We start from the raw sequence: 24834 nt of genomic DNA, 5'->3' as shown, positions 1-24834 counted from the left end.
GAGAAGGAGGACCCCGATGAGCTCGGCGAGTTCGGCGGGGCGGGTGGACCCTCGGGTCTGGCTGCTCGCGCTGGGAACGTTCGCAACCGGTACCGACCTGTTCATCGTCGCCGGCCTGCTGCCGGCGGTGGGGCGGGACCTGCACCTCTCGACGGCACTCGCGGGCCAGACGTCCACCGCGTTCGCCGCCACCTACGCGGTGGGAGCGCCGATCCTGGCCGGGCTCACCGCCAAGTTCCGGCGCAAGCCGCTGCTCATCGGGGTCATGCTCGTCTTCGGACTCGGCAACCTCCTGTCGGCCGTCTCGGCCAACTTCACCGTGCTGCTGATCAGCCGGGTGATCACCGGCGCGGGCGCCGCCCTGTACTCGGCCAACGCCTCCGCGGTGGCCGCCCGGATCAGCCCGCCCGAGGTGCGCGGCCGGGCGCTGGCCATCGTCTACGCGGGCATGACCAGCGCCATCGCCTTCGGGGTGCCGATCGGCAACTGGATCGGCGAACTCTCTTCCTGGCGCTGGGCGTTCGGCCTGGTCGCGGTGCTCGCGGCCGTGACCGTGGCCGGCATCCAGTTCTTCCTGCCGGACGTGCCCACCGGCCCCGGCGCCACCGTCCGGGAGCGGATGGCCGCGATCCGGATCCCGCAGGCCCCCACGCACCTGCTGGTGACGGCGCTGTGGACGGCGGGCACGTTCACCGTCTACACCTACCTCGGCTCCATCCTGGAGCAGGTCACCGGGCTGTCGGCCGGCCAGCAGTCCTGGGTCCTGCTGCTCTTCGGCGTCGGCAGCTTCGGCGGGGTCTTCGTCGGGGGCCGGCTGGCCGACCGCTTCGGCTCGGTCGTCGGCCTCTCGATCACCATCACCGCGCTGGGCCTCTGGCTCGTGGTGCTCACCCCGACCCTCCAGTGGCCGCTGGTCGCGGCGCTCGCCGTCGGCGTGTGGGGCCTGGTGCACTGGCCCAGCTTCCCGCTGCTGCTGCACCGGGCCCTGGGCATCGGCGGGGACCGCGGCGACATGCTCCTGGCGCTGAACAACAGCGCCGTCTACGTGGGCCAGATGACCGCCGCCGCGGTCGGCGGACTGCTCGCCGACGCGGACATGCTCCGCTGGAACCCCCTGGCCGGGGCCGGCTTCGAGCTGCTGGCCGGCCTCGCCCTCGTCGTCAGCGTGGGAGCGCTGCGCCGCAACCGCAAGCGCCCGCAGCCGGTGGCCGCGCCCACGGACGCGGAGGAGTCCAGCCCCGCGCTGCGGGGCTGAACCGCGCCGCGCGGCACCGTCCACGGCCGTCCACGGCCGTACCGCCGTCCATCACCTCCAGTACCTCCAGCACCGTCCACCGCCGTACCACCGGCGGCCGGGCGCCGACGAAGGAAGCGCGTCCCGAACGAAGGAACCCCATCCCGCAGGAAGGACACAGCATGTCTTCTCACCAGGAGATGGAAGTCGAGACGGGTCACCGCCTCGCCCCGGAGGTCCGCGCCCTCGCGGACGGACCCAACTTCGCCGCCCTGACCACCCTGATGCGCGACGGAACCCCGCAGACCCAGGTCGTCTGGGTCTCCACCCGGGGTGAGTACCTCGCCCTCAACAGCGAGGTGGGGCGGCAGAAGGTGCGCAACCTGCGCCGCGACCCGCGGGCCACCGTCACCATCTGGCAGCAGGACGACCCGCTGAACTTCGCCGAGATCCGCGGCCGGGTGGTCGAGGAGGTCCTCGGCACCGAGGCCCGCGAGCACATCGACGAGCTGTCCCGCAAGTACCTGGGCGGCCCCTTCGCCGAGGAGTTCATCGCCTCGGACCGCGTGCTGCTGCTCGTCGCCCCCGACCGGCAGCTCGTCCGCGACCACGCGCGCTGGGTGGCGGGCCTGCCCCAGCCCCAGCAACAGCACCAGTGACCGCTAACCGTCCACCCATGCGTGAGGAGTCACAGTGAAGCGCCGCATCCTGATCATCGGAGGGGGCATCGGCGGTCTCGCCGCCGGAGCCGCACTCGGACAGCAGGGCATCGACACCACCGTCGTCGAGATCCAGTCGGAGAACCTCGTCGCCGGCGTCGGCATCAACATCCCGGGCAACGCGCTGCGGGCCCTGAGGCAGCTCGGCCTGCTCGACGAGGTCCTCGGCCACGGCTTCACCTTCGACCGCGTCGACTTCCACGACTCCGCCTCCCGGCTGCTGCTCGCGCTGCGGTCGAAGCTCGGGGTCGACGGCGTGCCCGCCAACTGCGCCATCCAGCGCAAGGACCTGGCCCGGATCCTGGAGAAGGCCTGCGTCGACGTGGGCACGGTGATCCGCTACGGCACCTCGGTGGAGAAGATGAGCACCACCGCCGACGGCGGGGTCGAGACCGTCCTCACCGACGGCAGCACCGAGCACTACGACCTGGTGGTCGCGTTCGACGGGATCCGCTCCTCCTTCCGCAAGGCGGCCCTCGGCATCGAGCCCCGGTTCACCGGCTACTCGGTGTGGCGGGTGGCCCTCGAACGGCACCCCGAGGTCACCCGGAACATGTACTTCCAGGGCATGGGCACCAAGGCAGGGCTCTTCCCGCTCAATACGGATGTCATGTACCTGCTGCACGTGACGCCCGAGCCGGGCAACCCGCGCCACGCGCGGGAGGACTTCCACGGCCACCTCACCCAGCGGCTGGCCGGCTACACCGGCCTGATCGGCGAACTGCGCGACCGCATCAAGCCGGACGACGACATCGTGTACGCGCCGATCGAGGAGGTGCTCCTCCCGCTGCCCTGGTACCAGGACGGGCTGCTGCTGCTCGGCGACGCCGCCCACGCCATGGCGCCGCACCGCACCCAGGGCGCGGCCATGGCCATCGAGGACGCCGCCGTGCTCGGCGAGACGCTCGGCCGGGACGGCGACCTGCGCGAGCTGCTGGCCGAGTTCCAGGACCGCCGCTTCGTCCGCGCCAAGATCGCCCAGGACGCCTCCCGCAACATCCTCCTGTCCGAGATGAACACCACCGACCAGGCGTCCCTGGACCGGCAGCTCGACTTCATCCGGAACGGCCTGGAAGCCGTCGCCCACCAGGTGGACGACGCGCTCAACCAGCCGATCTGACGCCGCACCGCTCCGAAGGGACGAACGCGTGACCAGCACCCCCGCCCCCCTGCCCGACCCGCACCGCCCACCCCTCGGGGCGGCCGACTTCGACGCCCACGTCCGCGCCCTGATGGCCTGGCACTTCGACGACCGCACCGGCTCGCCGTTCTGGCTCGCCCGCCGCGCGGACCTGGGCTTCGACCCGCGCACCGATGTCGCCGGCGCGGCCGACCTGCTCCGCTTCCCCGACGTCAGCCGCGAACTGCGCACCGTCCCGGCGGCCGACCTGATACCCCGGGGCGCCGCACCCGGCCAGGTCTTCCGGGTCTACGAGTCCGGCGGCACCACCGGCGCCCCCAAGCGGATCGTCGACGGCAACTACCGCTCCCGGATGGGCGCCTGGACCAGGCGGCTGCTGACCGAGCACGGCGTGCCCGCGACCGGCGACTGGCTGCACCTGGGCCCCACCGGCCCGCACGTGGTGGCCTTCGACACCTCCCGCTACGCCGAGCCCGCCGGCGGCCTGTGCTACACCGTCGACCTCGACCCGCGCTGGGTCAAGCGCCTGCTCGGCTCCGGCCGGCAGCAGGAGGCCGACGACTACATCGACCACCTCCTCGACCAGGCCCGCGAGGTCCTGCTGAGCCAGCCGGTGCGGGTGCTGAGCACCACGCCCCCGCTGATCGAGGCCATCTGCGCCCGGCCGGAGCTGCACGAACTGGTGGCCTCCCGGGTCGGGGCGATCATCTGGGCCGGCACCTCGTTCAGCCCGGAGAGCCTGCGCGTGGTGCGGGAGGACTTCTTCCCCGACGCCCGCCTGGTGGGGATCTACGGGAACAGCCTGATGGGCGTGGCCCCGCAGCGGGTCCGGACGCCCGAGGACGTCCACGCCTGCGTCTTCGAGCCCTTCGCCGAGACCACCCGCCTGGACCTGGTGGACGAGGACGGCGAGCCGGTCGGCTACGGCGAGCGCGGCCGGGTCAGACTGCACCTGGTCAGCGAGGAGATGTTCCTGCCCAACGTGCTGGAGCGGGACACCGCCGTGCGGGTCCGGCCGACCTCGGACGGCGGCGTCGACGGCCTCGCGGAGGTGACCAGCGTGGCGACCTTCGAGGACGCCGACGTCGTCGAGGGGGTGTACTGAGTGCTCGTCATCGACCCGCTGGTCGCCGGTGAGCACCGGCCGAGCGCCGACCGCACCGTCCTGACCGACGTGCACGGCGAACCGCTCGCGGACGTCGGCCTCGCCCCCCGGCTCGCCGCCCAGGCCGCCGTCAACCGGCTGCGCCGCGACGCCGACGGCCTGCCCCCCGAGCCGGAGGTGTTCCGCACGGCCGCGCGGCTGTTCGCCACCGCCGAACTGGACGGCGAGAGCGCCGACGCGTACGTGCGCCACACCGTGCGCGGCACCGGCCTCGCCTCCACCACCGTCCGGCGCGGCCTGGCGGACATGGCCGCCGAGATCGAGGAACTGCCCGCCACCACCGCGGCGGAGCTGCCCGCCGCCCGGCTGACGCCGACCCACCGCGTCCACCGGGCGCCGGCGGGCCGGCTCTTCACCGCCGTGATGGCCAGCAACCACCCGCTGCCGCACGCCACTTGGGTGCAGCCGCTGCACCACGGCTACAGCGTCGTCGTGCGGCCCGGCAGCCGCGACCCGTTCACCCCGCGCCGGCTGGCGGCCGCCCTGCTGGCGGCCGGGCTGGCGCCGGAGAAGCTGGCCCTGCTGCCCAGCCCGCACGCCGTCGGCTCGTTCCTGCTGAACGCCGCCGACCGCGGCATCATCTACGGCAACGAGCAGGCGGTGAGCGACTGGAGCGACCGCGCCCGGGTCGCCACCCGCGGCCCGGGGCGCTCCCGGGCCCTGCTGGACCTGCCGCTGACCGACGCCCTGCTGGACCACCTGGCCACCAGTGCGGCCTTCGACGGCGGGACCCGCTGCACCAACCTCTCGGCCGTCCTGACCAGCAACGACGTCCACGACACCGCGGCCGCCCTGGCCGGACGGCTGGCGCACCTGCCGGTGCTGCCCGCCGCCGACCCGGAGAGCGTGCTGCTCGTCGTCGGGCGCGAGCGCGCCGACGGGCTGCGCCGGCAGATGGCCAAGCTGGCCACCGAACTCACCGACCACAGCACGCCGTTGTACGGTGAGGACTTCCTGGTCGACCTCGGCGACGGCTCCTTCCTGCCGCGCCCCGTGGTCCTCGCCGCCGACCGCGCGGACCACCCGGCCGTCGGCACCGAGCTGGCCTTCCCGTTCGTCGTGGTCGCCCCCTGGAGCCCGGCCGACGGCATCGCCCCGCTGCGGCCCGCGCTGGTGCTCAACCTGCTGACCGAGAACGCCGCGATCACCGGACAGGCGCTGCTCGACCCGGCCGTCCGGAAGATCACCGACGGCGCCGTCCTCCCCTGGGAGCTGGTGCCGGGCATGCCGCACGACGGCAACTACACCGAATTCCTGCTGGACGCCAAGGGCGTAGTCACACCGGCCGGGTGACCCGGTCGCCGTCCCCCACCCCACCGTCGGGAGTCTTCACCATGTCCAGTCCGACCGGGACACCCGTGCCCGCGTCCGCGCGCTTCGCACGGCTGCCCTCCCTGACCGGCATGCGGTTCTTCGCCGCGTTCATGGTCTTCCTCTTCCACTCGACCCTGCCGCCGTACACGCCGTTCACGGGCGGCACCGCCGTATCCGTCACGCATGCCGTCAGCAAGGCGGGCTGGCTGGGCGTCGGGTTCTTCTTCGTCCTCAGCGGCTTCGTGCTGACCTGGTCGGCCCGCCCGGGGGACAGGCCCCGGCAGTTCTGGCGGCGCCGGTTCATGAAGATCTACCCGAACCACGTGGTGACCTTCTTCATCGCGCTGGCGCTGTTCGCCTACATGAAGGCCACCTGGACGGCGGGGATCTCCAACCTCTTCCTGCTGCACACCTGGATCCCGGACGCCAAGGTCTTCCAGAGCATCAACCCGCCCGCCTGGTCGCTCTCCGTCGAGGCCGTCTTCTACCTGTGCTTCCCGCTGCTGCACCGGGCGATCCAGCGGATCCGGCCGGAGCGGCTGTGGCTGTGGGTGGGCATCCTGGCCGCCGCCGTGGTCGCCGTCCCCGCCGTCGCGTACGCGGTCCTGCCGGACTCCCCGGCCATGCCGCTGAAGTTCGAGGCCTCGGTGTGGCAGTACTGGTTCGTGTGGCAGCTGCCGCCGTTCCGGATCCTGGAGTTCGCGGTGGGCATCCTGATGGCCCGGATCGTCATGACCGGCCGTTGGATCAAGTTCCCGGTCCTGCCGGCGCTGGCGCTGGTCGCCGTCGCCTACGTGGTCGAGCTGAAGTGGGTGCCGTGGCTGTACGCGATGAGCGCGGTGACGCTGATCCCGGTCGCCCTGCTGATCGCCGCGATGGCCAGCACCGACATCGCGGGCCGGCCCTCGTTCCTGCGCAAGCGGGTCTTCGTCTGGCTCGGTGAGGTCTCGTTCGCCTTCTACCTGGTCCACGACATCACCGTGCACGTCTTCGTCGACCGCTTCGGCCTCAGCGCGTCGCACAGCGCCCCGGTCGCGGCCGGGATCCTCGCCAGTGAAGTGCTGATCAGCGTCTTCTTCTCCTGGCTGCTGTTCATCGGCGTCGAGCAGCCGCTGATGAAGCGCTTCGCGCGCAGCCGTCCGTCGCAGCCGAGCGGCGCCGCGGGCGGTGCCGGCAGCGCCGGCAGCGCCGAGCCCGACGGCCGGCCGGCCGAAGCGGTGCGGACGCACTGACGCCCGCGCCACCCCCCTGAACCGGGGTGGTCGCGCCACGCCCCCCGGCGCGGCCACCCCCTCCCTTCCCCGCCCTTCCCTTCCCCGCCCTTCCCTTCCCCTCGCCCCGGCGCGACCGCAGGACGCTCCCCCCTCCGGCAGACCGACAACAGCCCAGGAGACCGATGATGAGCCCCCTCCAGCCGACCGCCGAACTGAGCGCCAGCACCCGGATGCTGCTGGCCTGCGACGGTTCCACCACCCTGCTCCTGCAAGCCCTCACCGGCCACGACCTGTCGATCCGGGTCGACGCCCAGGGCGACACCCCGGCCGGCCGCCTCCCGGACGGCATCCGCTCCGCGCTCGGACTCGCGGACACCGCCGTCGTCCTGGAGCGCCGCTCCTGCCTGGTGACCCCCGAGCAGGAGGTGGTCAGCATCAACCGGGTGGTGTTCGACGGGGCCGCCCGCAGCCGGATGGGCGTGCCCGACGCGCTCACCCCGATCGGCCTCCAGCTCCGCGACCAGCAGGTGCACCAGCACCGCGAACAGCTGTCCACCGGACTCATGCGCTGGCGGGACAGCCTCACCGAGCAGTGGGTGGACTCCGCCTTCAAGGAGTACGTCATCCACTACGCCGCCGGCGGACAGGCCTACGTGCACGAGCAGTTCAACCCGCACATGGTCCAGCTCGCGAACGACTGAGACCCGTCACCGCCTGATCGCCCTTCACCACAGCGAAGGAACTGTCATGCCCCAGGCTCTCGCGACCGCCGAACAGGCGGCCCGCACCCCGCACTCGCACGCCGGAGACCAGACCGGCTGGCGCTTCTACCGGGCGGCCCAGCAGCCGTCCTGGGCCGATCCGGCCCGGCGCGACGAGGTCTGCGCCGACCTCTCCGGCCGTCCCGTCCTCACCCGGCTGCCCGACCTGCTCCAGCTGCGCCGCGAGCTGGCCGGCGTCGCGGCCGGCGACGCCCACGTGCTCCAGGCCGGCGACTGCGCGGAGGACTTCGCGGAGTGCACGGCCGAGCACGCGGTCCGCAAGGAGCGCGCCCTCGTGCGCCTCGCCGACACCGTCGCGGTCTCGACCGGGATCCCGGTCGTCCGGATCGGCCGGATCGCGGGCCAGTTCGCCAAGCCCCGGTCCGCGCCCACCGAGGACGTCGACGGCCGCCCGCTGCCGGCCTTCCGCGGCCACATCGTCAACTCCGAGGCCCCGGACGCGGCGGCCCGCAGACACGACCCCGAGCGCATGCTGCGCGCCTACCGGGCCGCCAAGACGGTGGCCGACGCCATCGAGGGGCGGCACGACCGCAGTCCGGCGATCGGACGGCGCACCTGGATCAGCCACGAAGCCCTGGTGATGGACTACGAGACGGCCCTGGTGCGGTTCGACGAGTCCGCGGGCGGCTGGTTCCTGGGCTCCACCCACCTCCCGTGGATCGGCGAGCGCACCCGGCACAGCGAGGGCGCGCACGTGCGCCTGCTGGCCGACGTGATGAACCCGGTGGCCTGCAAGGTGAGCGGCAAGGCCGAGGTGCAGGACCTGCTCGACGTGGTCGGGCGCCTCGACCCCGAGCGCGAGCCCGGCCGGCTGACGCTGATCTCCCGGTTCGGCAAGGACGACGTGCGCACCCGCCTGCCGGCCCTCGCCCAGGCCGTCAAGAACGCCGGACACCCCGTCGTCTGGCTCTGCGACCCGATGCACGGCAACACCTACAAGGCCTCGAACGGCATCAAGACCCGGCGCCTGGACGACGTCTGCGACGAGATCCGGGGCTTCGTCTCCGCCCTGCGCGGCGTCGGGATCCGCCCCGGCGGCCTGCACCTGGAGACCGCCGCCGACGACGTCACCGAGTGCGTGGGCGCGAACGTGCCGGACGAGGCGGCCCTGACGGCGCGCTACACCAGCCTCTGCGACCCCCGGCTCAACCCGGTGCAGGCCTCCCTGGCCGTCGACGCCTTCCTGTCGGCCCTGTAGCGAGGAGGACTCCCATCGACTTCGACGGCGGGCACCCGCCCTTCTGCGTCCTCCTCGGCCCCGACTACTCCGGCAAGTCCTCGGCCCTCGACCGACTCGCCCGGACCGAGCCCCGGTGGCAGTTCCTCTCCGTGGACGACACCCGGCTCGCCCCCGAGCACGAGCTCATCGGCCGGCTGCGCCGCAACGTCGTCAAGGACGTGGCGCCGCACCCGGGCGTCTGGTCCCCGGACTTCTTCGCCACGCTCGTGCAGACCGCCGTCGTCCACCTGCGCGACCAACTGCTGCGCGCCGACGCCGGGACCCCCGTCGTCGTCGACTCCTACTACTACAAGCTGCTGGCCAAGTGCCGCCTCGCCGGAGCGGGGGACAGCCCCCTGCTCGACTGGTGGCGCACCTTCCCCCGGCCGATCCGGGTGGTCTACCTCGACGTGCCGCCCGGGACGACCTGGGAGCGCAGCCGGCAGGGCGCCGACCTCAACGTCCTGGAGCACTACGGCCCGCAGCCGGACCCGGCCGGCTTCCGGCGGTACCAGAGCGACCTGGCCAAGGTCATGCGGGACGAGATCCAGGACCTGCCGGTCACCGTCATCGAGGAACTGGACCGCCCGGAGCTCACCGCGGCCGCGATCCGGGAGGTGGTCACCTATGAGTTCTGCTGAGGCCTGGTCCGACCCCGTCCGGCTGCGGCGCTACCGCGAGCGGGTGTTCGCCGAACGGCGGGGCCTGCGGGCCGCGTTCACCGACCCGGCCGGGAGCCAGCGGCAGGTGCTGACCGACCTGCTGGAGTTCAACGCGGGCACGGAGTACGGGAAGCGGCACGGCTTCGCCCGGATCCGCACCCTCGACGAGTACCGCGGGGCCGTCCCGGTGCAGACCTACGCCGACCTCGAACCGTGGATCGAACGGGCCGCGGCCGGCGAGCGGAACGTCCTGACCGCCGACCACCCCGCCGTGTTCTTCACCAGCAGCGGCAGCACCGGCGCCCACAAGAAGATCCCGGTCACCCCCCGCTTCATGCGCACCACCTTCTTCCCCTTCTACTACGCCGCGTGGGCGCCGCTCATCGAGCACTTCCCGGAGGTCCTGGAGTCCCCCGGGGCGGTGCTGAACCTCAAGCACGACCCCGTCGCGGCCCCGCCCACCACGGCCTCCGGGCGCCCCCACGTCGGCGCCAGCCAGGTCGACTTCGGGACCGCCTTCGGGGAGCCGCTGTCCGCGGAGCCCGGCACCGGCGCCCCCTGGGCGACCCTCCCGGTGCCCGTCGCGGCGGACCGGCACGCGGAGAAGATGTACCTGCGGCTGCGCCTCGCGGTGGAGAGCGACGTCCGCTGCGTCATCGGCATCAACCCGGCGATGGTCGCCGCCCTGCCGTACCAGCTGAACCTGTGGTGGCCCCGGATCGTCCGGGAGGTCCGGGACGGCACCCTCGGCGGCCTGCCGCACCGCGCCCCCGACCCCGCCCGGGCCGCCGAACTGGAGCGCCTCGCCGACCGGCACGGCACCGTGCGCCCGTGCCACGTCTGGCCCCGGATGCGCGCCCTGTTCTGCTGGACCACCGGGGTGGCCTCGCTGTACCTCCCGCGGCTGCGCGAGGAGTACGGCCCCGGCGTGGTGGCCCTGCCCGCCCCCGTGGCCGCCTCCGAGGGCCCGGTGGGCGTCGCCCTCGACCGGCACGGCCGGGCGGGCAGCCTGGTGGCGAACGCCGCGGTGTACGAGTTCGCCGACGCCGACCGGGACCTCGGCCCCGACACCGCCACCCTCCGGCCGCACGAACTGGAGCCGGACCGCGACTACCACGTGGTGTTCAGCCACGTCGGCGGGCTCTACCGGTACGCGGTGGGCGACGTCGTCCGGGTCGTCGACCACCAGGACGGCGTGCCGCGCCTGGAGTACGCCGGCCGGGCGAACCGCTCCGACCACGCCGGTGAGCGGCTGCGCGACGCCCAGGTGACCAGGGCGCTGCACGGCGCGCTGGACGCCACCGGCCTCGAACTGCGCAACGTCGCCTGCCGGGTCGCCGGAGCCCCGCACCGCTCCCCGGGCTACGAGTTCGCCGTCGCCCCGCGCACCCCGTGGCGCCCGGAGGAGTCCGAGCGCTTCACCGACCTCCTCGACCGGGCCCTCCAGCGGCAGTCGGCCGACTACCGCACGGCGCGCGGCCGGGGCCGGCTGGCCGCCCCGACCCTCCTGGGGCTCGACCCCGACGCCTTCCTGCGCGACTGGCAGGCCCGGGTCGAGAGCGGCATCCGCCCCACCCAGGTCAAGGACCGGCTGTTCAGACAGGACCCGCAGGAGTGGGCCCGGCTGACCGGACAGGGCCCCGAAGGACACGGCACAGCAGCCCCCTGAGCCGGCGACGAGCCGCCGCGGGCCTGCGCACCCACCAACCGGAGGACCGACATGACCGCTTCACTGGACGCCGTCGAACGCACCGCGCTCCTCACCGCAGCCCTGCGCGCCGCCGAGAGCAAGCGCCCGGACCGGCTGTACGAGGACCCGTACGCCGCCGCCCTCGCCGGGGACATCGGTCCCGAACTGCTCGCCGAGGTGATCCGCGCGACCTTCCCGCCGGGCCGCGAGCGCACCGTCCCGAGCACCCCCGACTACAACGCGATCCGCACCCGGTTCTTCGACGACTACCTCCGGGCGGTGGCCGAGGACCAGGACACCACCCAGATCGTGCTGGCCCCGGCCGGCATGGACTCCCGCGCCTACCGGCTGGACTGGCCCGAGCGGGTGCGCTGGTTCGAGGTCGACCGGCCGGCCGTGCTCGCCCACAAGGCCGAGCGGCTCGGGGCGACCGAGCCGCGCGCCGACCACCGGACGGTCGCCGTCGACCTCACCGAGCCCGACTGGGAGGCCCGTCTGGAGACCGCCGGGTACGACCCCGCCGTCCCCTCCACCTGGCTGCTCGAAGGGCTCCTCTACTACGTCCCCGCGCCCGACGCCCACCGCGTCCTGGAGCGGGTGGCCGCGATCTCGGCCCCCGGCAGCCGGATCGCCGCCGACATCGTCAACGCGGCCGCCCTGACCCTGCCCCACATGCGCGGCCTGCTCGACGTGTTCAGCGGCTGGGGCTGCCCCTGGCTGTTCGGCACGGACGAGCCGGAGGAGCTCTTCGACCGGCACGGCTTCGACGTGCGGGCGACCCAGCCCGGCGAGGCGGGCGCCGACTTCGGGCGCTGGCCCGACCCGGTGCCGCCGCGCAGCGAGCGCGACGTGCGGCGGGTCTTCTTCGTCCACGGGCGGCGGCGCTGACATGCCGACCGCAGTGATCGTCGGCGGAAGCGTCGCCGGGCTGGCGAGCGCGCTCGCCCTGTCCGGGACCGGGTACCGCGTGCTGGTCCTGGAGCGCGCCCCGGGACCGCCGCAGTGGTCCACCGCGGATCCCGGCTCCGGGTGGCGGCGCCCGACCGCGCCCCAGGGCCTCCAGTCGCACACCCTCACCTCGCTCGGCGTCCGCGTCCTGCGCGAGCGCGCACCGCGGCTGCTGGCCGACGCCGGGGCCGCGGGCGCGACGGTCCTCGACCTCACCCGGGCGCTGCCCGCCGACGCCGCCGACAGCGCCCCGGAGCCCGGCGACGGCGACCTGGTCGCGCTCGGCTGCCGCCGCTCCACCCTGGAGCTGCTGCTGCACCGGACGGTCAGCGACACGCCCGACGTCACCGTCCGGCACGACACCACCGTCACCGGCCTCGAACTCCACCCCGGGCACCGGGGCGTGGCGGCCGTCGTCACCGGCGCGGGCGAGCGGGTGCGCGCCGACATCGTGGTGGACGCGACCGGGCGCCGGGCGCTGTCCCGCCGCTGGCTGCACGACGCCGGCATCCCGGTGACCGCCGACCGCACCAGCGCGTCCGGGCTGGTCGGCCACACCCGCTTCTACCGGCTGCGGGGCCGCGCCCTGCCGGGGCCGCTCAACCGCGGCCACGGCGTCGGGGACGTCTACGACCACTACGCGGGCGTGCTGCACCCCGGCGACGACGGCACCTTCTCCATCGCCCTCGGCTCCCTGCCGGGCGACCGCGTCCTCCAGGCCGGCCTGCGCACCCGCACCGGGTTCACCGCGGCCGCCCGCGCCACCCCGGGCCTCGCCCCCTGGCTGGAGGAGGGCGTCAGCTCCCCGATCTCGCCGGTACGGGTCATCTCCAGCCCGCCCAACACCCTGCGCGGGGCGGCCGGCCCGCGGCAGGTCCCCGTCCCGGGCCTCTTCCAGGTCGGCGACGCCGCCTGCATCACCAACCCGCTCTTCGGCCGCGGCATGTCGCTCGCCCTCGACCACGCCTTCCGGCTCGCGGACCTGCTGGCCGAGCAGCCCGACGTCGACGCCGCGCAGCGCCTGGCCGTCGCCCGGATGACCCACGAGCTGTTCCTGCCCTGGTACGAGCAGGCCGCCGGGGCCGACCGGCTGCGCAGCGCCCGCTGGCAGGCCGCCGTCGACGGCCGCCCCGCCGTGCCGGTGCCGCCCACCGGCGGGCTGCCCTCCGGCGCGGAGATCGCCGCCGCGGCCCGCACCGACGGCACGGTCTGGCGGGGGCTCACCCGGATGCTGATGACCCTGCGCACGCCCGCGCAGCTGTTCGCCGACGACAAGTTCCTGGCCCGGGTCCGGCAGGCGGCCCCCGCCGGCCCCGCGCCGACCCCGCCGCCCGGCCGGGACGAGCTCCTGCGCCGGGTCACCGCGACAGAAGGGACTCGCGCATGACGACGACCCTCCCGGTGGCGGGCCCCCGCCCGCGACCGGACGCGGCGGACCGCCCCCGGGTGCTCCTCGCGCCCGTCACCATCACCCCGTCCAAGCCGCTCACGCCGAGCCACCTCAAGGGGCTGCTGTGGACGGACGTGATGTACCGGGCCACCCGCCCCCTCGCGGACGTCGCCTACCGCTACAGCCACACCACCTACCATGCCACCGAACAGACCCTGGGCTTCTGGGAGTTCCTCGACCGCAGCCGGGGCGCCACCGACTACGGCGACCTCACCGAGGAGCGGATCGGCGAGCTGTACGTCGCCTTCCGCGCGGCCGAGCGCGCCCCCGCGCAGGCCCTGCTCCCGTACGCCGAGGCGGTCGAACGCGGCTGGGTGCACCCGGTGGGCACCCGCGTCCTCCAGCTGTGGTCCGGGCACTACGCGGCCCTCGGCCTGCACGACCCGGGACTGCTGCGGCACCAGCCGCCCGGCCTGGGCCTGGACGCCGTCCTCGACCGGCTCACCGCGCTCGGCATGTGCCTGGACCAGCGCGAGGTCGGCGGCCCCGTCTACCTGGACCTCACCCGCTTCGGACTGCCGCTGCGCCGGCTGGTCACCGCGGACGGGCGGCCGAACTACCTGGCCTGCGCCCTGCGGGAACTCATCCCGCTCGCCCCGGACTTCGACGAGCTGGTGCTCCTCTACGACCACGAACTCGACTCCGACTACCAGCAGTTGGAGCGGGTGCTGAGCGAGTTCGGCCCGCGCGTGCGGCGGGTGCCGGTCGGCCGGGTGCCCATCGAGGGCCGGATCCGCTCCGCGCGGCAGGGCGGCTGGCGGGGGCTGCACGCCGGGACGCTGATCGACGCCGCCCGCGCCGAGCACCACGAGGACGCCGTACGCCTGGGCATGCGGCTGTACTTCATCGCCGTGCTCGGCCCCGGCCGGCAGCAGTCGTTCCGCTCCGACCTGCTGGCGCAGTGCCTCCGGCGGGCCGAACGCCTGCTGGAGGAGGCCGGTCCGGAGGCGGACGCCGCGGCGCTCCGGGAGCAGCTGGCACAGCACCGGAAGGACCACGTGTACGTCAACCCCTACCGGCTGACCTCCCACCTCCTCGGCAGGCGCCGCGCCGCGCCCGCCGAGGACCTGCTGCGGGCGGTGTTCCTGTGAGCGCCGGGGCCGCCTCCACCACGCAGGACTGCTTGCGCGAACAGGAGGCGATGCGGATCCGCGCGGCCCGTCCCGACCTCGCCGCCCGGCACGACCTGACCTCGTACGACGGCCTGACCGCCGCCCGCGGCGACATCACCGCGGAGGGCGACACGGGCAGTTCGGTCGTGGTGGTGCTCAAGGCCTTCGACCTGGCCCGGTGGGTGCGCGACACCTGCGTCTTCGCCCTCGGCGTCGAACCCCGGCAGGCGGCGGACTGGCGGACCTCCTTCACCCGCACCGTCTTCCTCGCCGGCAACCCGGAGCAGTTGCGCGAGCGGTTCCGCTTCGCGCACACCGCCGCCGACGGCTCCGCGGCCTGGACCGCGCCCGGGCCCGCCGCCCGGACCTCCGCGCTGCGCAGGCTGCTCAAGGCCTTCGACGCGCCCGCCCGGCTGCCGGACCGGCCGGACACCCTGGTCGAGATCCCCGGCGGGCCCCACCCGCCGGGCCGGCCGCGGGCCCGCCGCGACCTGTACGTCGCCACCGCGGAGTGCACCATCTCGGAGGCCCTGGTGCACGTCAACCACGTGCTGGCGGAAGCCGTCCTGGACGGCCACATCGCGCCCGGCGACCACCTGGTGGTGCACCAGGTGCCCCGGATCGTCGGGGCCCCCGCGCACCTGGTCACCGTGCGCGTGACCACCGAGAAGCACCTTCCCGGACGGCTCAAGGCGGCCGCCGGACTGACCGAGGAGGCACGCGTTGCCTGAGCAGACCCCCACCCCCGAGCGGATCCCGACGGCCGGGAACCCCCCGACCGTCCGGTTCGGCTACCACGGCTCCACCGAGGTGGTGGACCGCATCGTCCGGCTCGCCGGCCGTGAGCGGGCCGACGTGCGGCTGGTCGAGTACGACATCGCCGACCCGTTCCGCGGCGTCCGGGCGGGCGAACTCGACGTGATGATCGTGAAGTTCGGCATCCACGAACCCGACCTGGTCACCAGCCGGGTGCTCACCGAGGACGCCCGCGCGGTGGTCGTCGGCTCCGGGCACCCGCTGGCCGGCCGGGCGTCGGTCTCCATCGAGGAGCTCGCCGACTACGACGCCTTCGCCCCGCCCGGGGACTTCCCCGCGTACGTGTGGGACGACGTGGTCCCGGCGCGCACGCCCGCCGGGCGGCCCATCCGCCGGGTGCGCCGGGTGCGCACCGTCCCGGAGATGATGCGCACGGTCGCCGCCGGCGACGCCGTGCACATCTCGCTGGTCTCGCTCGCCGACCTCGCGCCGCCCGGCATCGCGGTGGTGCCGATCCACGACCTGCCGCCCGCCCCGGTCACCCTGGCGTGGGTCCGCGGCGCCGAGGTCCACGACCACGTGCGGGAGTTCATCACCACGGCCGAGGCGGAGGCCTCCCGGTGACCGTGACCGCCCCCCGGACACCCGCCACCCGTAGGCCCGGCGCCCGCACGCCCGTCGTCCTGCTGCACGCGCTCTCCCTGCACGCCTCGATGTGGGCGGCCCAGGAGCGCGCCCTGCGCGCCCTGGGGCGCACCGTCCTGGCCGTCGACCAGCGCGGTTTCGGATCGGCCCCGCTCGGCGACGCCCCGCCCTCGCTCGACGTGGTCGCCGACGACCTGGCCCGCACGCTCGACGGGCACGGCCTGGACCGGGTCGTCCTGGCCGGATCGTCCATGGGCGGCTACGCGGCGATGGCGTTCCTGCGCCGCCACCCCGACCGGGTCGCCGGGCTCGCCCTGCTCTCCGCCCGCGCCACCGCCGACGACCCCGAGGACGCCGCCCAGCGGCTCCGCTTCGCGGAACTGGTCCAGGACCCGGCCCACCGGCCCGTGCTGGTGGAGCGGGTCACCCCGCTGCTGCTCGCCGACTCCACCTGCGCCGAGCGCCCCGACCTGCTCGCCCGGGTCCTCGCCGACGCGCGCGCCGCCGACCCCGCCGCGCTGGCCTGGGCCCAGCGGGCGATCGCGGCCCGCCCCGACTCCACCGACGTCCTGCGGGCGGCCCGGGTGCCCGCCCTGGTGATCGCCGGCGCGCAGGACGCCCTGGTCGCCCCGGAGGAGTCCCGGTACGTCGCGGACGCGCTGCCGCAGGGGCGCCTGATCACCCTCACCCGCACGGGCCACCTCCAGCCCCTGGAGGCCCCCGAGGCGGTCACCGACGCCCTCCGCGGCCTGCTGGCCGAGGTCGACGCCACGGCGGACGCCCGGAGCGGGGCCCGGGCGTGCTGACCGAGGACCACGAGGCCTGGGGGCACACCTCCTCGACCGGCCTCGGCTTCACCCACCACGCCATCGTCGACGCGCACTTCCGCGCCTGCGAGGAGACCTATCTGGACCTGCTCGGCCGGGCCGGCCTGCGCCCCGGACAGCACGTCCTGGACGCGGGCTGCGGCCCCGGCGACTTCCTGCCGCACCTGGCCGCGCTGGTCGGCGCCGGCGGCCGGATCACGTCCGTCGACCTGGCCGAGGAGAACGCCGCGCTCGCCGCCGAGCGCGCGGCCGCCTGGCGGCTGCCCTGCCCCACCGAGGTCCGCACGGCGGACCTGCTGGACCTGCCCTTCCCGGACGACGGCTTCGACGCCGTCTGGTGCGCCAACACCGTCCAGTACCTCGACGACGACGAACTCGACCGGGCGCTCGCGGAGCTGATCCGGGTCGTCCGCCCCGGCGGCACCGTCGCGGTCAAGGACCTGGACGCCCACCTGATCACCGCCCGGCCCGCCGACCCCTACCTGTTCACCGACTTCTTCCGCGCCGCGGGCGCGCGCCCCGGCTACGCCCGGCAACTCCTGCGCACCCGCGAGCTCCAGCGGCACCTCAGGAGCGCCGGGCTCACCGGGGTGCGCGGGCGGACCGTCCTGATCGAGCACCACGCCCCCCTGGCCCCCGCCGCCCAGGACTTCTACAAGGCCGCGTGCGCGCAACTGGCCGGGCAGGCCCTGGCCCTCGGCCTCGACGACGGGTGGCGGCGGTTCGCCGACCCGGCCGACCCCGCCCACCCGCTGGACGACCCCGACGGCTACGTCAGCGAGGGCAACGTGCTCGCCGTCGGCACCGTGCCCGGCGCTTCCCACTGACCGCGGAACCCGCCGCCCAGGCAACGACGAGGAGCCCGTAGCACCATGCCAGCGACCACCACCGCCCCCTGCCCGCCGGCCCCCGGCCGGGTACCCGTCCTGGGCCACGTGCCCGCACTGCTGCGCCGGCCGCTGTCCTTCTTCGAGTCCACCAGGACCGGGGACCCGCTGGTGCGGGTCGGGTTCGGGCCCGTCGGCCTGTACCTGGCCAACGACCCGGCCCTGGTGCACCGCATCCAGGTCGACACCGCGGCCTTCGAACGCGGCCGCTTCTTCGACGTCCTGGCCGGGCACTTCGGGAACCCGCCGATCGCCTCCGACGGCGCGGGCCACCGGCACCAGCGGCGCACCCTCCAGCCCGCGTTCAGCCGCACCAGCGTGCGCGACCACACCGGGGCCATCGTCGAGGAGGCGCAGCGGCGCTTCGGCGCCTGGCGGCCCGGCACGCCGGTCCGGGCGGACGAGGAGGTCTCCGACTTCGTCGCCGCCGTGGTGCTGCGCTCCCTGTTCGGCGCGGACCTCGCCCCGGCCGTGGTGCGCGACATCCGGCACACCCTCAGCCTGATCTCGGGCAAGCTGCTCGCCGGGACCGTCTTCCCCGAGGCCCTGACGACCCTGCCGACCCCAGCCAACCGGCGCTTCCAGGCCGCCATGGGCCGCTTCCACGCCGTCATCGACGCGCTGATCCGGGACCGGCGGGCCAACCCCGGCCCGGTGCCCGACGTGCTCGACATCCTGCTGAAGGCGACCCACCCGGACACCGGACGCCCCTTCACCGACCACGAGATCCGCGGCGAGGCCCTGATCCTGGTCTTCGCCGGCCTGGAGACCACCAGCACCACGCTGACCTGGGCGGTCTTCGAGACGGCCGTCCGGCCCGAGGTCCAGCAGCGGCTGCACGACGAGGCCGCCCGCGTCCTGGACGGTCGGCCGCTCGGCTACGACCGGGTCAGGGAGCTCTCGTACACCCGCAAGGTCGTGGACGAGACGCTGCGGCTGCACGCGCCGATGCTCTCCACCCGGCGCGCCCGGCACGACGTCGTCCTCGCCGGAACCCTCGTCCCGGCCGGCGCGGAGGTCGGCTACAGCCCGCGCGCCGTGCACCGCAACCCGGCCGTCTACCCGGACCCGCACCGCTTCGACCCGGAGCGCGCCGCGGCCGACCCCGAGCAGGCCCCGCCGCCCGGCGCCTACGTCCCCTGGGGCGTCGGAGCGCACCGCTGCATCGGGGAGCACCTCGCCGCGACCACGATGACCGTCGCCCTGGCCACCCTCGCCGCCCGCTGGCAGCTGCGCATCGCGCCCGGCGCCCGGATCCGGATGGCGACGAGCTCCCTGCCGTACCCGCGCAGCCTCCCCCTGGTGGTGCGCCCGCGCGGCCGCGACGGTGCCGAGTGACCCAGGAACGACCCCCGCAACCGAAGGAGCCCGCCGTGGCATCGGCGACACCGCCCCGACCGTCCGTCGACACCGGGGACCTGACGATCACCCGGCTGCTGCGCCGCAACGCCCGCGCCTTCCCCGGCCGTCCCGCGCTCACCGGCGGCACCGGCCCCGACGCCACCACCCGGACCTGGTCGCAGCTGCGCGCCGAGACCGCCGCGCTCGCCCACGGCCTGGCCGGGCTCGGCCTGTCCCGCGGCGAGCGGGTGCTGATCGCGATGTCCAAGCGGCCCGAGCACTGGATCACCGACCTGGCCGCCGTCCACCTCGGCGCGTTGGCCTGCACCCCCTACGACACGCTGAGCACCGAACAGCTGCGCTTCGTGGCCCGGCACAGCGCGGCCACCGTCGTGGTCCTGGAGGGCGCCGAGCAACTGCGGCGCTGGCAGCCGGTGCTGACGGAGATGCAGGGGCTGCGCGCGGTCGTGCTGGTGGAGCCGGCGGCCGTCCCCGCGGGTGACCCGCGGTACGTCACGTACGCCGAGCTGACCCGCGAACTGCCCGACGAGCGCGCCTTCGACGAGCTGACCGACACCGCGACGCCCGACACGCCCCTGACCGTCGTCTACACCTCGGGCACCACCGGCGACCCCAAGGGCGTGGTGCTCTCGCACCGCAACGTCATCCACGAGTCGATGATGCAGGACCGCCTCGTCCCCGTGCCCGCGCACCCGCGCACGATCGCCCACCTGCCGCTGGCGCACATCGCCGAGCGGGTGCTGGGCATCTACATGCCGATCTGTAACGCGGGCCACGTCACCATCTGCGACGACCCGGCCCAACTGGCCTCCGCCCTGCGGGCGGTGCGCCCGCACGCGCTCTTCGGCGTGCCGCGGGTGTGGGAGAAGCTGGCGGTCGCGGCGCGCGCCCGGCTCGCGGCGCTGCCGCCCGCGGAGGCCGCGGCCGTCGACGAGGCGCGGGAGACCGCCGTCGAGGTGTACCGGCTGCGGTCGGCCGGGCGGTCGGTCCCGAACGAACTTGCTTCCCAGTATGAAAAGTTGGACGATGTCGTGCTGCAGCCGCTGCGAGCCGCCATCGGGCTCGACGACTGTCACCGCGCCCTCAGCGGCGCGGCGCCCATTCCCACCGCCGTGCTCGAGTTCCTGGCCGGGCTCGGGCTCTCCGTCTACGAGGTGTGGGGGCTCAGCGAAACCACTGGGGCCGCCACCGTCAGTACGCCGGAGGTCTTCGCGCTCGGCGCGGTCGGCCGTCCGGGGCCCGGTATCGAGATCCGGACCGGTGCCGACGGCGAGCTGTTCCTGCGCGGCCCCGTGGTGTGCGCGGGCTACCTGCGCGCCGACGGCGGCCTCGACCCCGCCACCGACGCCGACGGCTGGCTGCCCACGGGCGACGTCGGCGCCGTGGACGACCGCGGCCTGGTCACCATCACCGACCGCAAGAAGGAGCTGATCATCACCGCAGGGGGCAAGAACATCGCCCCGACCAGACTGGAATCCCTGCTGCGCGCCCACCCGTTGATCGGCCAGGCCGCCGCCATCGGCGACCGCCGACGGTACGTCACCGCGCTGCTCGTCCTGGACGAGGACGCCCTGCCCACCTGGGCGCGGGCCAACGGGGTCGACGCGGCGGAGCTGGCCGACCCGGCCCGCCACCCGGCCGTCCGGGCCGCCCTCGACCAGGCCGTCGCCGAGGCCAACGCCGTCCTCGCCCGGGTCGAACAGATCAAGAAGTACCGCCTGCTGCCCGGCCCGTGGACGCCGGAGAGCGGTGAGCTGACGCCGAAGCTCAGCCTGCGCCGGACGGCGATAGCCGAGCTGCACGCGGACGCCATCGAGTCGATGTACGGCGCGGACTGACCCGGCTCCGCCCCCGCCCGACCGGCCGAGCACCCGAGCACCTGACCACCCGTCCGACCCCGACCCTTCCTTCCCCGCGTCCCAGAACCCCGACTCTCGATAAGGAGCCACCCCTGTGTCCGACGGGATCCGTCCCCACAACAGGGTCGCCCTACTCGCCGTGACCTGCATCGGGCAGTTCATGGTCCTCCTCAACAACACCATCACCAGCGCGGCGCTGCCGGACATGCAGAAGCGCCTGGACACGACCCTGACCGGGCTGCAGTGGATCGTGAACGCCTACGTGCTCGCGGTGGCGATGCTGCTGCTGGCCGGCGGCGTCTTCGCGGACCGCTTCGGCGGCAAGCGCATCTTCCTGGGCGGCATGGCGGTGTTCACGCTCGCCTCGCTGGCGTGCTGCCTGTCCGCCTCGGTCGGCTGGCTGCTGGCCGCCCGCATCCTCCAGGGCATCGGGGCCGCGGCGCTCAGCCCCGCCAGCCTCGCGCTGCTCGCCTCCGGCTACCCCGCACCGGGGGACCGGGTGAAGGCGATCGGCCAGTGGGCCACGTTCAGCGGCATCGGCCTCGCGGTCGGGCCCGCGGCCGGCGGCCTGCTGGTGCAGGCCTTCGACTGGCGTGCCATCTTCCTGATCAACATCCCCATCGGCGTGGTGACGCTGATCGTGGGCGCGCGCATCCTTCCGGACCGGCGCAACCCCGAAGCACCCCCGCTCGACGTGCCCGGCCAGGTGCTGGCGCTCCTGGTCGTCGGCACGCTGGCCTTCGGGCTCACCGAGGCCGGTGACAAGGGCTGGACGGCGCCGCTGATCCTGTCCTGCTTCGCCGCGTCGGTCGTCCTGCTGGTGCTGTTCCTGGTCGTCGAGGCCCGCTCGGCCAGGCCGATGCTGCCGCTGCGCCTGTTCCGGCTGCGGCTGTTCACCGTCTCCAACGCGGCGATGATCGTGGTCGGCTTCGGTCTGATGGGCTCGGGCTTCTTCTTCACCCAGTTCTTCGCCACCGTGCAGGGCCACTCGGTGCTGCGCTCGGCGATGGAGACGCTGCCGTGCACGCTCGCGATGGTGGTGTGCAGCCCGTACGCCGCCCGGATCGCCGCGCGGTTCGGCTTCCGCAGCGTCGTCACCGTGGGCCTGGTCCTGGCCGGGGCCGGGCTGGTGACGATGGCCGCCGTGCACACGGACACGCCGTACCTGAACGTGTGGTGGCGCCTGGCGGTCACCGGTGTCGGCTTCGGCCTCACCATGTCCCCGCTGACCGGGGCGGCCATATCCTCGGTCAGTGTCCAGGAGGGCGGCCTCGCCTCGGGGATCAGCAGCACCACGCGGCAGATCGGCGCGGTCTTCGGGGTCGCGGTGCTCGGCGCCATCGTGCGCACGCGTCAGGAGCACGGCGCCTCCTACAGCAGCGGTCTGAACACCGCGTTCCTCACCGCCGGGGTCGTCACCCTGGTGAGCGCCGTGTTCACCGGCCTCTGGCTGGTGCGGCAGCAGGCCCCCGCGGCCGTCGTCCCGCAGAGCGTCCCGACGGCCGCTCCCCGGCCCGAGGGCGAGCCGGTCCTGACCGACCGGTCCTGACAAGCAAGGAGGGTGGCCGCCCCGTCCGGGGCGGCCACCCTCGCACGACCCGAGGCCCCACCCTCGTACGCACAGGAGAAGGAGATCATGCACCTTCCGACGCTTCCGTCCTCGCCGGGCCTCACCGTGGCCCTGGCGGTCCGCAAGGACATCCACCGCTACGGGCTCGAAGGGATGCTGCACTCCCTGGAGTCGATCGCGAGCATCTTCAGCTACCCGACCGTCGCCGACGCCGCGGAGGCGGCGCCGAAGCTGTCGCCGGACCTCCTGCTCACCTCCGCGGCCGAGCTGGCGGAGGCCCCGGACGCGGCGCCGGCCCGGCGGCTGCGCGACCACGACGTGCGGCTGGTGGTCCTGGTCGGCCCCGAGGAGCGGATGACCCCGGCCTGGGCCCCGCACGTGCACGGCTTCGTGGACCGGTCGGCCCTCCACCTCAGCCTGCTGCGGGAGGCGGTCGCCGACGTGTCCGCCGGGCGCTTCCACGTGTCGGCGAGCCTGGCGCGGCGCCTGCTGGTGCCCGCCGACCCCGGCCCCGCGGTCGCGCTGACGGCGCGGGAGACCCAGGTCCTGGAACTGGTCGCGGGCGGCCTGAGCAACAAGCAGGCCGCCCGCGCACTGGGCATCTCGGAGAACGGTGTCAAGCGGCTGATGGGGAACATCCTCGCCAAGCTCAACAGCCCCAACCGCACCCTCGCCGTGGTCAGGGCGATGGAACTCGGCCTGCTGGCGAAGCCAGCAGCAGCGTGACCAGCTCGCGCTTGAGGACCTTGCCGCTGGGGCCGAGCGGCAGCCGCTCGACGAACTCCACCCGGCGCGGCCGCTTGTAGCCGGTCAACTCCCGGCGGGCCAACTCGTCGAGTCCGTCCACGAGTTCGGGGTCGGTGCCGAAGCCGTCCCGGCGCACCACGACGGCGCAGACCTGTTCGCCGCGGGCCGGATCGGGGACACCCACCACCGCGATCTGCTCGACGCCCGGGTGGCGCAGCAGCACGTCCTCGACCTCGCGCGGGTAGACGTTGTAGCCGCCCTGGATGATCACGTCCTTCTTCCGGTCCACCAGCGTGAGGTAGCCGTCCGGTGCCAGGCGCCCGAGGTCCCCGGACCGGAACCAGCCGTCCACCAGCACCTCGGCGGTGGCCTTCGGCAGGCCGAGGTAGCCGGCCATCACGTTGTGGCCCCGGACGACGACCTCGCCCACCTCGCCCACGGGCAGCAGTTCGACGCGGCCCTCCAGGTCGGCGCGGGCGACGGCCACCTCCACGCCGGTGACCGGCAGCCCGACGGTGCCGGGCCGCGGCGGCGTCCCCGGGTGGTTGTACGAGACGCAGGGCGAGGTCTCGGTCAGGCCGTACCCCTCGTACACCTCGCAGCCGAGGACGGTCCGCACCTGGTTGAGGACGGGCACGGCCAGGGCGGATCCGCCGCTGTAGGCGCGCCGCAGCCGGTGCGCGGGCGCGCCCGCGGCCACCGCCTCCAGCAGCGCGTGGTACATGGTCGGCACGCCCATGAAGACGGTGCAGCCGTGGCGCGCCATCTCCTGGAGGGCCTGCTCGGCGGCGAACCGGGGCGCCAGGACGAGGGTGGCGCCGGCCAGGAAGCAGGTGCCCATGACGCAGACCTGCCCGAAGGTGTGCGACAGCGGCAGGCACCCGTAGAGCACGTCGTCGTCCTGGACCCCGAACGGGGAGACGGCGGTCACCTCGATGTTGGTGACGACGTTGCGGTGGGTGAGCATCGCGCCCTTGGGGCGGCCCGTGGTGCCCGAGGTGTAGAGGATCGCCGCCAGGTCGTCCGGGGCGACCGCCACGTGCCCGTCGACCGGCTGCCCCGGGTGGGGGGCGTCCAGGTCGATCCCGCCGGAGCGGTCGTCCGCCACGGTGAACAGCGCGATCCCGGCGGCCGAGGCGGCCGGCCCGCCCTGCCCGACGACGGTGCCCTCGCAGACCAGGGCGCGCGCGTCGCAGTCCTTGAGGACGAACTCCACCTCGGCGGTGCGGGACTGCGCGTTCATCGGCACCACGACCGCGCCCAGGGCCAGGACCCCGTAGTACGCGGCCGGGAAGCGGGGGGAGTTGGGCAGGAGCAGGACCACCCGGTCGCCGGGGCCGACGCCGTGGTGGCGCAGCACCGCGGCGTACTGGCGGGCCCGGTCCCACAGCTGCCCGTAGGTGACGACGGTGTCGTCCTGGACCAGGGCCGGACGGTCCGGGGGGGGGGGGGGGGGGGGCGGGGGGGCGCCCGCGCGCGCCGGGGCGCCGGCCCCCCCCCACCCGCGCGGGGGGGGGGGCGCGCGGGCGCG

22 protein-coding genes are annotated in these 24834 nt (G+C 74.5%); 21 read left to right on the top strand and 1 reads right to left on the bottom strand.

Annotation, left to right across the window (positions count from 1 at the left end; genetic code table 11):
- The first annotated feature begins 16 nt into the window (after positions 1-16).
- The 21 genes from ACFWXO_RS10775 (at position 17) to ACFWXO_RS10675 (ending at position 23282) form a co-directional block, all read left to right on the top strand.
- Complete coding sequence (locus ACFWXO_RS10775; RefSeq protein ID WP_380523217.1) at positions 17-1255, top strand: MFS transporter; 1239 nt, start codon at positions 17-19, stop codon at positions 1253-1255.
- A 161-nt stretch (positions 1256-1416) separates the two neighbouring features.
- The gene (locus ACFWXO_RS10770) at positions 1417-1893 is read left to right on the top strand and encodes a PPOX class F420-dependent oxidoreductase (protein ID WP_380523216.1); all 477 of its coding nucleotides are present in this window, start codon (positions 1417-1419) and stop codon (positions 1891-1893) included.
- Between the two features lie 34 nt (positions 1894-1927).
- Positions 1928-3073, top strand: coding sequence for an FAD-dependent monooxygenase (locus tag ACFWXO_RS10765; protein ID WP_375887173.1), 1146 nt, complete (start codon positions 1928-1930; stop codon positions 3071-3073).
- A 28-nt stretch (positions 3074-3101) separates the two neighbouring features.
- Positions 3102-4199, top strand: a complete 1098-nt coding sequence (locus ACFWXO_RS10760; RefSeq protein WP_380523215.1) for a phenazine biosynthesis protein — start codon at positions 3102-3104, stop codon at positions 4197-4199.
- The gene (locus tag ACFWXO_RS10755) at positions 4200-5552 is read left to right on the top strand and encodes an aldehyde dehydrogenase family protein (protein WP_380523214.1); all 1353 of its coding nucleotides are present in this window, start codon (positions 4200-4202) and stop codon (positions 5550-5552) included. It begins immediately after the preceding gene.
- Between the two features lie 41 nt (positions 5553-5593).
- The gene (locus ACFWXO_RS10750) at positions 5594-6805 is read left to right on the top strand and encodes an acyltransferase family protein (RefSeq protein ID WP_380523213.1); all 1212 of its coding nucleotides are present in this window, start codon (positions 5594-5596) and stop codon (positions 6803-6805) included.
- 164 nt (positions 6806-6969) lie between these two features.
- Complete coding sequence (locus ACFWXO_RS10745) at positions 6970-7488, top strand: hypothetical protein (RefSeq protein WP_380523212.1); 519 nt, start codon at positions 6970-6972, stop codon at positions 7486-7488.
- A gap of 46 nt (positions 7489-7534) precedes the next feature.
- The gene (locus ACFWXO_RS10740) at positions 7535-8767 is read left to right on the top strand and encodes a 3-deoxy-7-phosphoheptulonate synthase (protein ID WP_380523211.1); all 1233 of its coding nucleotides are present in this window, start codon (positions 7535-7537) and stop codon (positions 8765-8767) included.
- 131 nt (positions 8768-8898) lie between these two features.
- Positions 8899-9429: a hypothetical protein gene (locus ACFWXO_RS10735; protein WP_375887188.1), complete on the top strand. Its 531-nt coding sequence runs from the start codon at positions 8899-8901 to the stop codon at positions 9427-9429.
- The gene (locus ACFWXO_RS10730; RefSeq protein ID WP_380523210.1) at positions 9416-11119 is read left to right on the top strand and encodes a GH3 auxin-responsive promoter family protein; all 1704 of its coding nucleotides are present in this window, start codon (positions 9416-9418) and stop codon (positions 11117-11119) included. The genes ACFWXO_RS10735 and ACFWXO_RS10730 overlap by 14 nt, the downstream gene beginning before the upstream one ends.
- 51 nt (positions 11120-11170) lie before the next feature.
- Entirely contained in the window at positions 11171-12028 is an 858-nt protein-coding gene (locus ACFWXO_RS10725; protein ID WP_380523209.1) for a class I SAM-dependent methyltransferase, read from the top strand.
- 1 nt (position 12029) lies between these two features.
- Positions 12030-13475 carry an FAD-dependent oxidoreductase gene (locus ACFWXO_RS10720; RefSeq protein ID WP_380523208.1) on the top strand — a complete coding sequence of 482 codons (1446 nt, stop codon included), beginning with the start codon at positions 12030-12032 and terminating at the stop codon, positions 13473-13475.
- Complete coding sequence (locus ACFWXO_RS10715; protein WP_375887200.1) at positions 13472-14629, top strand: hypothetical protein; 1158 nt, start codon at positions 13472-13474, stop codon at positions 14627-14629. Before ACFWXO_RS10720 ends, ACFWXO_RS10715 begins: the two co-directional genes overlap by 4 nt.
- 32 nt (positions 14630-14661) lie before the next feature.
- Positions 14662-15381, top strand: a complete 720-nt coding sequence (locus tag ACFWXO_RS10710) for a DUF6182 family protein (RefSeq protein ID WP_375887202.1) — start codon at positions 14662-14664, stop codon at positions 15379-15381.
- A complete protein-coding gene (locus ACFWXO_RS10705; protein ID WP_375887204.1) occupies positions 15374-16030 on the top strand; it encodes a LysR substrate-binding domain-containing protein in 657 nt (218 codons plus the stop codon). The genes ACFWXO_RS10710 and ACFWXO_RS10705 overlap by 8 nt, the downstream gene beginning before the upstream one ends.
- On the top strand, positions 16027-16857 hold the full coding sequence (locus tag ACFWXO_RS10700) for an alpha/beta fold hydrolase (protein WP_375887207.1): 831 nt from the start codon (positions 16027-16029) through the stop codon (positions 16855-16857). Before ACFWXO_RS10705 ends, ACFWXO_RS10700 begins: the two co-directional genes overlap by 4 nt.
- The gene (locus ACFWXO_RS10695) at positions 16851-17705 is read left to right on the top strand and encodes a class I SAM-dependent methyltransferase (protein ID WP_380523207.1); all 855 of its coding nucleotides are present in this window, start codon (positions 16851-16853) and stop codon (positions 17703-17705) included. Before ACFWXO_RS10700 ends, ACFWXO_RS10695 begins: the two co-directional genes overlap by 7 nt.
- Positions 17706-17750: 45 nt before the next feature.
- Positions 17751-19103: a cytochrome P450 gene (locus ACFWXO_RS10690; RefSeq protein WP_380523206.1), complete on the top strand. Its 1353-nt coding sequence runs from the start codon at positions 17751-17753 to the stop codon at positions 19101-19103.
- 35 nt (positions 19104-19138) lie between these two features.
- Positions 19139-20965 (top strand): AMP-dependent synthetase/ligase, encoded by a 1827-nt coding sequence (locus ACFWXO_RS10685; protein WP_380523204.1) that lies wholly within the window; start codon positions 19139-19141, stop codon positions 20963-20965.
- Between the two features lie 181 nt (positions 20966-21146).
- Positions 21147-22535: an MFS transporter gene (locus ACFWXO_RS10680; RefSeq protein WP_380523222.1), complete on the top strand. Its 1389-nt coding sequence runs from the start codon at positions 21147-21149 to the stop codon at positions 22533-22535.
- 87 nt (positions 22536-22622) lie between these two features.
- The gene (locus tag ACFWXO_RS10675; RefSeq protein ID WP_375887218.1) at positions 22623-23282 is read left to right on the top strand and encodes a LuxR C-terminal-related transcriptional regulator; all 660 of its coding nucleotides are present in this window, start codon (positions 22623-22625) and stop codon (positions 23280-23282) included.
- Here the strand turns inward: ACFWXO_RS10675 and ACFWXO_RS10670 are convergent.
- Positions 23236-24834: AMP-binding protein (locus ACFWXO_RS10670; protein WP_380523203.1), on the bottom strand; the 1599-nt coding region annotated here is incomplete at its 5' end. The two genes, ACFWXO_RS10675 and ACFWXO_RS10670, sit on opposite strands and share 47 nt — an antisense overlap.

The organism is Kitasatospora sp. NPDC059088, from assembly GCF_042738155.1.
Taxonomy (GTDB): domain Bacteria; phylum Actinomycetota; class Actinomycetes; order Streptomycetales; family Streptomycetaceae; genus Kitasatospora.
This window is presented reverse-complemented; position numbering and strand designations above follow the sequence as displayed.

Bases quoted from the DNA above. Each gene is read 5' to 3' on its own strand.
- ACFWXO_RS10775 (WP_380523217.1), top strand. From the start codon at position 17: ATGAGCTCGGCGAGTTCGGCGGGGCGGGTGGACCCTCGGGTCTGGCTG.
- ACFWXO_RS10675 (WP_375887218.1), top strand. From the start codon at position 22,623: ATGCACCTTCCGACGCTTCCGTCCTCGCCGGGCCTCACCGTGGCCCTG.
- ACFWXO_RS10740 (WP_380523211.1), top strand. From the start codon at position 7,535: ATGCCCCAGGCTCTCGCGACCGCCGAACAGGCGGCCCGCACCCCGCAC.
- ACFWXO_RS10715 (WP_375887200.1), top strand. From the start codon at position 13,472: ATGACGACGACCCTCCCGGTGGCGGGCCCCCGCCCGCGACCGGACGCG.
- ACFWXO_RS10770 (WP_380523216.1), top strand. From the start codon at position 1,417: ATGTCTTCTCACCAGGAGATGGAAGTCGAGACGGGTCACCGCCTCGCC.
- ACFWXO_RS10720 (WP_380523208.1), top strand. From the start codon at position 12,030: ATGCCGACCGCAGTGATCGTCGGCGGAAGCGTCGCCGGGCTGGCGAGC.
- ACFWXO_RS10745 (WP_380523212.1), top strand. From the start codon at position 6,970: ATGATGAGCCCCCTCCAGCCGACCGCCGAACTGAGCGCCAGCACCCGG.
- ACFWXO_RS10690 (WP_380523206.1), top strand. From the start codon at position 17,751: ATGCCAGCGACCACCACCGCCCCCTGCCCGCCGGCCCCCGGCCGGGTA.
- ACFWXO_RS10750 (WP_380523213.1), top strand. From the start codon at position 5,594: ATGTCCAGTCCGACCGGGACACCCGTGCCCGCGTCCGCGCGCTTCGCA.
- ACFWXO_RS10725 (WP_380523209.1), top strand. From the start codon at position 11,171: ATGACCGCTTCACTGGACGCCGTCGAACGCACCGCGCTCCTCACCGCA.
- ACFWXO_RS10680 (WP_380523222.1), top strand. From the start codon at position 21,147: ATGGTCCTCCTCAACAACACCATCACCAGCGCGGCGCTGCCGGACATG.
- ACFWXO_RS10730 (WP_380523210.1), top strand. From the start codon at position 9,416: ATGAGTTCTGCTGAGGCCTGGTCCGACCCCGTCCGGCTGCGGCGCTAC.